This window comes from Streptomyces sp. NPDC005408 (assembly GCF_040606445.1).
Classification (GTDB): domain Bacteria; phylum Actinomycetota; class Actinomycetes; order Streptomycetales; family Streptomycetaceae; genus Streptomyces.
On sequence record NZ_JBEXEX010000106.1, the window covers coordinates 1 to 7,972 of the forward strand.

General features: G+C 62.3%; 7 protein-coding genes. 5 read left to right on the forward strand and 2 right to left on the reverse strand.

The annotated features are described in order from the left end of the window. Positions 1–92: 92 nt before the first annotated feature. Both ABZS64_RS38670 and ABZS64_RS38675 read right to left on the reverse strand, forming a co-directional pair. Positions 93–1,349 (reverse strand): nucleotide sugar dehydrogenase, encoded by a 1,257-nt coding sequence (locus ABZS64_RS38670; protein ID WP_355839811.1) that lies wholly within the window; start codon positions 1,347–1,349, stop codon positions 93–95. A 732-nt stretch (positions 1,350–2,081) separates the two neighbouring features. Further along, positions 2,082–3,113 carry an Ldh family oxidoreductase gene (locus ABZS64_RS38675; RefSeq protein WP_355839813.1) on the reverse strand — a complete coding sequence of 344 codons (1,032 nt, stop codon included), beginning with the start codon at positions 3,111–3,113 and terminating at the stop codon, positions 2,082–2,084. 431 nt (positions 3,114–3,544) lie between these two features. Between ABZS64_RS38675 and ABZS64_RS38680 the strand changes: the two genes are divergently transcribed. The 5 genes from ABZS64_RS38680 (at position 3,545) to ABZS64_RS38700 (ending at position 7,905) form a co-directional block, all read left to right on the forward strand. Then, the gene (locus tag ABZS64_RS38680) at positions 3,545–4,891 is read left to right on the forward strand and encodes a hypothetical protein (protein WP_355839815.1); all 1,347 of its coding nucleotides are present in this window, start codon (positions 3,545–3,547) and stop codon (positions 4,889–4,891) included. A 74-nt stretch (positions 4,892–4,965) separates the two neighbouring features. Further along, complete coding sequence (locus tag ABZS64_RS38685) at positions 4,966–6,195, forward strand: MFS transporter (protein WP_355839817.1); 1,230 nt, start codon at positions 4,966–4,968, stop codon at positions 6,193–6,195. 148 nt (positions 6,196–6,343) lie between these two features. Further along, a complete protein-coding gene (locus ABZS64_RS38690) occupies positions 6,344–7,108 on the forward strand; it encodes a polysaccharide deacetylase family protein (RefSeq protein ID WP_355839819.1) in 765 nt (254 codons plus the stop codon). A gap of 69 nt (positions 7,109–7,177) precedes the next feature. Then, positions 7,178–7,588, forward strand: a complete 411-nt coding sequence (locus ABZS64_RS38695) for a glyoxalase (protein ID WP_355839821.1) — start codon at positions 7,178–7,180, stop codon at positions 7,586–7,588. A 59-nt stretch (positions 7,589–7,647) separates the two neighbouring features. After that, complete coding sequence (locus tag ABZS64_RS38700) at positions 7,648–7,905, forward strand: hypothetical protein (protein ID WP_355839823.1); 258 nt, start codon at positions 7,648–7,650, stop codon at positions 7,903–7,905. Positions 7,906–7,972: the final 67 nt, after the last annotated feature.

Sequence of the window (7,972 nt, forward strand, 5' to 3'; positions counted from 1 at the left end):
CAACAGCTTCTGAGCCATACCTGGAGCCCCTGGGTGTCACCGATCCTACGAATGACCGGCTGAGACCCGCGCCTAAAACGTAGGACAGCTTCTCAAAGGCGTACGACGTTTTTCCCCGACGTCACGCCGCGGGTGTCGAGCAGCAGCCGTGCCCTCTTGGACAGATTCTCCCGGTCGTACGCTCGGTGTGCCTGCAGCAGAACCGTCACATCGGCCTCCGTGGCGGCCTGCTCGGCGTCCGCCACGCTGCGCAGCAGCCGCTCAGCCACCTGCCACTCCGGCACGAACGGGTCGTGGTAAGACAGTTGGGCCCCCAGCCCGAGAAGCCGTTCGGCGACGACCAGGCTCGGCGACTCCCGCTCGTCGGCCACATCGGCCTTGTACGTCACCCCGAGCAGCAGTACTTTCGCACCGCGCACACTGCGCCCGTCCTCGTTCAAGAGCCGCACGATTCGGTCCACGACGAAGGGAGGCATCCGGTCGTTGATCTCCTGCGCCAGTTCCACGAACCGGAACGGATATCCAAGGGAACGGACCCGGTACGAGAGATAGTTGGGATCGATGGGGATGCAGTGGCCACCCACCCCGGGACCCGGGCGGAATGCCTGGAAGCCGAACGGCTTGGTCGAGGCGGCATCAATGGCCTCCCACAAATCGATGCCGAGCTCGTGGCAGAACACGGACATCTCATTGACCAGCGCGATGTTGACCTGGCGGTAGGTGTTCTCCAGCAGTTTGGCCATTTCCGCGACCGCCGGCGAGCTGACGGGCACGACGCGGTCGACGAACCGGCTGTAGAACTGCACAGCCGCCTGGCAACATCGCCTCGTAACACCGCCGACGATCTTCGGGGTGTTCCGCAGACCGAATCTCGCGTTGCCCGGGTCGATACGCTCGGGCGAGAAGGCGAGGTGGAAGTCGCGGCCCGCATAGCGACCGTCCCGTTCCAGCAAGGGACGCAGCACCTCTTCCGTAGTGCCGGGATACGTCGTCGACTCAAGGACGACGAGCGTGCCCTGGCCCAGATGCTCTCCGATCGTCGTGCCGGCGCGGCGTACCGCATCGAGATCGGGTACCGACTGGCGCAGCGGTGTGGGAACGCAGATTAAGACGGTATCGGCCCGGACGACACAGCGTGAGTCCGTAGTGGGTTCGAATCCGAGGCCAAGGGCTCGAGTTACCTGAGCGTCGGAGATGTCGTCCACGTGGCTGCGGCCGGCCAGGAGGCTGTCGACCCGGGCAGTATTCGAGTCCAGGCCGTACACCTTGATTCCGGCCTCGGCGGCCTGCACGGCAAGCGGTAGCCCAACGTAGCCGAGACCTATGACGACGAGACAATGGTCCTGCATGCGTGTTCCTTAGAGTCAAAGTGGGTCAGGGACAGCGGGCTGATCGGCTCACCGCACGTTTGGCCCGAAAGGAATGGTCGCCCCGCCTCTTTGAGCCCTCCGACCGCTGATACGAAAATCCCCTCGCGTGCAGATCAAGCTTGCGCATGGTTCGGCTTGCTCATTGAGAACTGCGGGCTGTCACCAGCCAAGGAGTTGACGACGGAGCGGATCTCAGGCGCTTGGGACCTCACCATGGTTCGGTGAGGTGCCAGATGGCCGAGCGGACACTGCCACGGCACAGCAGCCCGATCCGGATCGCCATCGACGCCAGGCGGCCGCGTTCGCCGGAGGAACCGTGACCGGCGCGAACGACGCTGTCCCATCGCCGACACGGCGCTCATACGCCGGAACTTCCGCCCGGTGCGGATCGAGGAACCAGTCGCCGAGCTCAGCATGCTCCCCGCGCGCAACTTGTCATTGCCACCGGCGACCCGTGCAACCTCAGGCGCCACAGCCCTGGCGCCGACGCGAACGAGCCGGAGGCTGCCAGCACCAACAGGCGCTGAAGGCGCCGGGCCGCTGCTCGGTCGACGCAATGTGGGTGCTCCTGGGCGACAACCGGAGGTTCGCTCCCTCCCCGTCGGCCACACAGGCGGCTTGACTGGAGCATTACGAGCCCTTCCTTACTGGCCCTGGGCCAACGCCGCTGCCTTGACGGGGAAAAGACGCCGGGCATGGTGGTGACAGAATTCAGGCGGATACCCAGCCGAGTTCAGCAGCCAGCGCATCCGGGACTGAAATACCCTGCTTGCGAGCCGCCTCGGAATGGGAGAGCTCGTACTGCTCGGGTAGGAAGGGATGAGGTGGAATTCCTTCGTAGCCCTCATGAACCGCATTCGCAATCACGTCGATCAACCTCGCCGTGTCCGTCGCACCGAACAGCTGCGAATCGAAGCCAATAAACAGTTGGGAGCATCCCATGGGAAGATCCATCTGGTGCCGCTGGCGATTGACAAGAGGGCTCACGGTTGCACCGGCCAGTATGCCGGCCAAGACTTCGACAATGAGTAGGACGCCCAGCCCCTTATATCCCCCAAAAACAGGTACGGAACCCCCGCTGTCCAGGTCCTCAGGGTCTGTACTGGGTTGGCCACTGGCGTCGAGCAGCCAGGTGGAGGGGACTTTCTCGCCACGCAAGGCAGCGGCGCGGATCTTTCCACAGGCAACCGTCCCTGCTGCAAAGTCTATTATGAAGGGTTCGTCATCCAGACGGGGAACCACCAGGCAAATTGCATCGTTCCCTAGTGTCGCGTGACGAGCACCGGGCGCGGACACACTGGGTCCCGAAACATTCAGGATAAGACCAATAGTTTGACTGTCAGCGAAATGGTGTCGATATGCGGCCAGCATCCCAATGTGGTTGTTGTCACGCACTCCTACTGCGGCCAGCCCGTGCTCGGCCGCAGCTGAAGCACATTGACTCGCCGCCAGCTCCGCCGCGAGTTGACCGAAAGCGCCGTTGCCTCGCACAGAACCCACAGTGCTGGAAATGGGAGTCCACGTCGGGTGCGCCTCGGCATCAATGCCGCCTCGCCGGACACGTTCAAGGTAAACAGGCAGCATCGCGACACCGTGAGACGGATGCCCACGCAACTCTGCGTCGATCAGCACCCGGGCCACGGCTGTCGCCGTGGCCGCAGGAGTTCCCACCCCTCTAAGAGCGTCCTCAGCCAGGTCGGCGAGTTCCTTCCCCTGGATGTATAGCGTACGCCCGTGGGTCATAGCCCCCCCTACATAGAACACGATACGCAGAAAAGAAATGCTTGAAACAGCAGAGGATTGCCATGAAAGTCATGGCATATCCAGGATGTCAACGAGGCCGCCCAACATTGGCCGGAAACGATCCATTCAGCGCTGCCTCAGGGCTTGATCGTCTCTTGTGACGCTTTCGAGCGGAGGCTAGATTGAGTCAGCGTCGCACAGTTCGCGGTGCAGCCTGTATGGCCAGTCAGCAGCCACTTAGCTGCTGCGGCCAACTGCCCTGCGGCGCGAGTCCATGAACGCAAATTGTGGACAAAGGGGGTGAACGGATATGAGCATCGACGTCAAGGAGGCCTGGTAAAGGCTGCCCAGCAAGAATCGGGGCCGGGGTTCTCCGAACCCCGGCCCCGATGGCTCATCCCGCCCCAAGGAAAGGGCATTGCGGAGGTAAGATGATTCCTCACAAGTGGTGGCACAGTCAGAGCTTGCGTGAAGCGCGGGCTGTGGGGGATGGGTGGCAGGCATTTCTGGCTGTATACAACGCCACCGCCCGGGACTCAGTAGCGCTTAAGGAGATCCGCGCCGACCGTCTGGCCCAGTCATTGGAGCGGGCTGCACAAACCGAATTCTACGCGCCGCTGCTTCAGGGCAAGGACCTTTCGGCACAGGCAGCAGGGCGAACTCTGATGTCACTTCCAACGCTCAGCAAGTCCGTCGTGCGAAGTGCATCGAAATCTTTCCTCACAGGCCTCGTTCATGAAGAAGATGAATTGCGCGTCCAGACCTCGGGCACGTCGGGCGAGCCGATGACGATCGTCCACGACGACTCGCTTCTCACTGAGGCGGCAGCAGCCAGCCTTCGTATGATGGAAGCATACGGATTGGCCCCGGGCTACAGACTGCTGCGATTCACTTCTGATCCGCGGCACAAGCTGGTCAACTTCGACGCGAGCCCGTATAACGGCGCTTCTGTTGTTGTAACGGTCAACGTCTCGAAGATCGACCGTGAGTCATGTGAGTACGTGAACCGCATCTGCGAAGACTTCCGGCCCCATGCTGTTTGGGGGCAGCCCATGGAAGTCCTCCTCGCGATACTTCGCCAGCGCGAAGGTCTGCTCCGACTGCCAAAGCCGATGCGGGTACTCACTCATGGAGACACACTGGACCCGAAGGCCCGAAAGGCAATCGCAGCTTCATTCGACGCGCCACACAGTGACTTGTACGGCCTTCAGGAGTTCGGGCGAGTCGCCTGGGAATGCCCGGAGTCACCAGAGACCTATCACATTGAGGAGGAACGTGTCCGGGCCGATGTTGCGCAGGATGGCCACCTCCTCATCACTGGTTTGGTGAACAAGGCGACGGCCTTTCTACGTTATCAACCCGGTGACTGTGCGGAGATTCTCCACGGTACGTGTTCCTGCGGCCGCCCGCACGCGCGGCTGACAAAACTGGAGGGGCGGCAGCGTGGACTCGTCGTTGACGCTCATGGGCAGTTTGTGAGCGTCAAGCCCCTTCGAATTGTGCTGGAAAGCATGCCGCTCGACCGCTGGCAGGTGCGGCAAATCGAGCCCGGCCAACTGCACATTCGCGTCGCTCCCAATGACATGTCTACCGGAGAGCAAATAGCCGGTGAGCTTTCAAAAATCCTGGGCAAGGTCGTCGCTATGAAACAGCTGACCGTGGAAACAGTCAAGCTGAGTGAACTGGCAGCTGGTGGCGAAAAAGCCCCGCACTTTCGACTCCTTGTTACGCAAGAGTCCATGAGTGAGTCTGCACCGAGCGGTACAGGGCTGTGGTAAGGGCTCGCGCCGGAGCTCGATCCCTTACGTCCCGGTTCAGACAGGCACTCCCTCCTCCCGGACCTGGGCGGCGCTTGATTCTGGGATCGCTTTGGGATTCGGTAGGCACTGGCCTGTGGCTGCCGGTCAGCATTCTCTACTTCGTCAACGAAGCACGTCTATTGCCCGGCCAGGTCGCTCTCGGAATGTCGATAGCGGGAATCTTCGGTCTGTTCGGAAGCGTTCTGAGCAGTTGGCCGATCAAGCGCTGGGGTCCGCGCAGAATGCTCATCATATTCAGCGCATCCCAAGCTGCCCTCACCCTTACCTACATGGCCGTCGACTCATTTGCCGCATATCTGCCCGTTGCAATCATGTCTGTGCTTGCTGCGCGTTCCGGTCGAGTGTGCCGCAACGTGCTCATCGGCACCTTGGCGGAGAGCGAGCAGCGGATCCGCGTACGGGCACTGACTCGAGGTGCCGGAAATGCCGGAGTCGCTGTGGGTACCGCGACGGCAGGCCTGCTGTTGCAGTCGCAGGCAGATTCAGCATATCTGATACTGCTCTGCGGGAACTCCCTGTCCTTCCTGGCCACAACGACGGCAGCATGGGGGGTACAACGAGACACACAAGGTCAGTTCGCACAGTCTAAATCTGAAGCCCGGAAAACCAGAGTGGTTGGGGATCGACCCTTTCTTTTCATTACCCTGGTTACCACTGTCGTAGGTGTGCACGACGCGATATTGGTCATCGCATTGCCTCTATGGATTACTTCGAATACCGAAGCCCCGGAGGCCCTGATGGCGGTATTGCTCCTTGTCAATACAGTGATGTGCGTCACCCTGCAGTTGCGCGCCAGTCGGAATACGGAATCCCTGACGGGCGGAGTCCGTGTGCTGCGTTGGAGCGGCCTGGCGATTGGGGTTTCCTGTCTTGTCTACTGGAGCTCAATGCTAGGGGGGCCAGTTACAGCTGCCGTTCTGCTTCTTGTCGCAGTAACGATCCATACTTGTGGTGAACTGTGGTTCCAAGCTGGTAGTTGGGGAATCTTCTACTCGCTGGCGCCGCCCAAGCGGCTGCCCGATTACCAGGCCCTCTTCAGTTTGGTGAACGTGGGAAGTGACGTGCTGGGACCCGTGGCGGTGACCATGCTCATCACTGGGTGGGGCCCACCGGGGTGGGGTGTACTTGCTGCAGTCTTCATCACCGCTGCGATCACCTACCCGTCCCTTGCACGATGGGCGGAAAAACTCCGAGTCGACTCCCCGACACCTGCGGAAGATGGAGAGAAACCAGGGGCGATGCAGAGCATACAAGGTTCCTGAGCGGAGGCCCGTAAACGGTGAAAGTATTCAAATGGGCCGTGGTTGGCGCCTTGGCCACGGTGCGCATCCGATTCGATGCCGTATGAAAGGTTCGCCGACCGCGCCCCCTGCGCCGTACATAAGCGGTATCCCCGACCAGCATCAGCCCGTGACGGGCAGTGCCGCCGACTGGCCGCTAGTCCTCTACTTCCACCACGTCCACCCCGAGATCCGCCACTACACTGCACTCACCCCCCAGGAATTCGAATGCGGTCTGAAACGTGTCCTGGAAGAATTCGACGCGTACTTGCCGTCCGGCCTGATCTCCGAGGGCGGACCACATCGGCCGGACCGCCCCACCGTCTTGGTCACCTTCGACGATGGCTACCGTGACAACGTCACATACGCTCGTCCGATCCTCGACCGACTGGGCGTGCGGGTCGTGTTCTTCGTCTGCACCGGTCTGGTGGGGCAGCGCAGCCCGCAGCCGCGACAGGATTATCTGTCGTACGCGGAGTGCGACCGTCTGGCGGCCGACGGACACTTGATCGCTGCGCACACCCGTACGCACCCCCATCTTGACCGGTTGTCAGCGAACGAAGCCCGCGAAGAAACCCTCGGCTCGCTTGCTGACATCGAGAGGCGGTACGGATCGGGGCCAGCACGGTTGTTCGCCTATCCCTACGGGGGGATTCCCGGGGTTTCGGACTTGCTGTCGAATGACGTCCTGGGCTTCGGGACTGTGCGCTCGCCGGCCGAGCCGTGGACAGCGAGCCCGCATGGCATCCGGCGCACCTATCTACCGTCTGGAGGGGCCGACGCATGGGACGGACTCGTCGATCACTGGCGGACGCAGTGGACGTCCACCGTTTTCGCAGCTCGCCCTGTCCGCCTGCCGAGGGCGGCGATTGAGCGGTTCAACGACATGGCCTGACGCGTGGGACGCCTGCCGAGGCCCCTTCTGCACAGCCGGCCTTCGCAACAACTAGAGAGAGAAGCAAGCATGAGCACTGAGCAAAGCAACGTCGGGCAGAACACGCCCGCCTACGCCTTCGGTGGCCTCCACCACGTACAGCTCGCCATCCCGCCGGGTGCCGAGGATCTGTGTCGCCAGTTCTGGGGGGAGGTCCTGGGCATGACCGAGCTGGCGAAGCCGCCGGTGCTCGCCGCCCGTGGCGGTTGTTGGTTCCGCGGTGACGGCCTGGAGGTCCACCTGGGTGTGGAGAAGGAGTTCAGCCCGGCCCGCAAGGCACATCCAGGCATCCTCGTCCGCTCCCTGAACGACTTCGCCAAGCGCCTGGAGGAATGCGGCCACGAGGTGATCTGGGACGACACCTTCCCGGGCTACGACCGCTTCTACGCCTTCGACAAGCTCGGTAACCGGCTGGAGTTCATGGAGCGCAGCGCTTCCTGAGGCGCTCGGCACATCCGGTCCGGTCCACCTGTACCTCGGCACTCCGATAGGAACCAGCAATGACCGACGAAGCGAGCAGACCGAGCGCACTCCGTGTGGTGGACCTGATCGTGGCCAACGGCCCAAGAGGGGCAGAGGACATCGTGATCGCGGGGCTAACGGTCAATGTGGCCGCCGGTGAGATCGTCGTGGTTCAGGCCGACGACCGGGCCTCGGCTGAGGCCTTGATCCAGGTCTTGGCCGGACGACGGCGCGCCCAGTACGGCGTCCTCGCTGTGGGCGACCGCGGTCGCCCACAGCCAGCCTGCGCCGGCTGATCGTCCACGAGGACATCGCGGACCAGCTGGTGGAGAAGATCGTCCATGCGTACGGCCAGCTGCCGGT

Bases quoted from the DNA above. Each gene is read 5' to 3' on its own strand.
- ABZS64_RS38670 (WP_355839811.1), bottom strand. From the start codon at position 1,349: ATGCAGGACCATTGTCTCGTCGTCATAGGTCTCGGCTACGTTGGGCTA.
- ABZS64_RS38675 (WP_355839813.1), bottom strand. From the start codon at position 3,113: ATGACCCACGGGCGTACGCTATACATCCAGGGGAAGGAACTCGCCGAC.
- ABZS64_RS38680 (WP_355839815.1), top strand. From the start codon at position 3,545: ATGATTCCTCACAAGTGGTGGCACAGTCAGAGCTTGCGTGAAGCGCGG.
- ABZS64_RS38695 (WP_355839821.1), top strand. From the start codon at position 7,178: ATGAGCACTGAGCAAAGCAACGTCGGGCAGAACACGCCCGCCTACGCC.
- ABZS64_RS38700 (WP_355839823.1), top strand. From the start codon at position 7,648: ATGACCGACGAAGCGAGCAGACCGAGCGCACTCCGTGTGGTGGACCTG.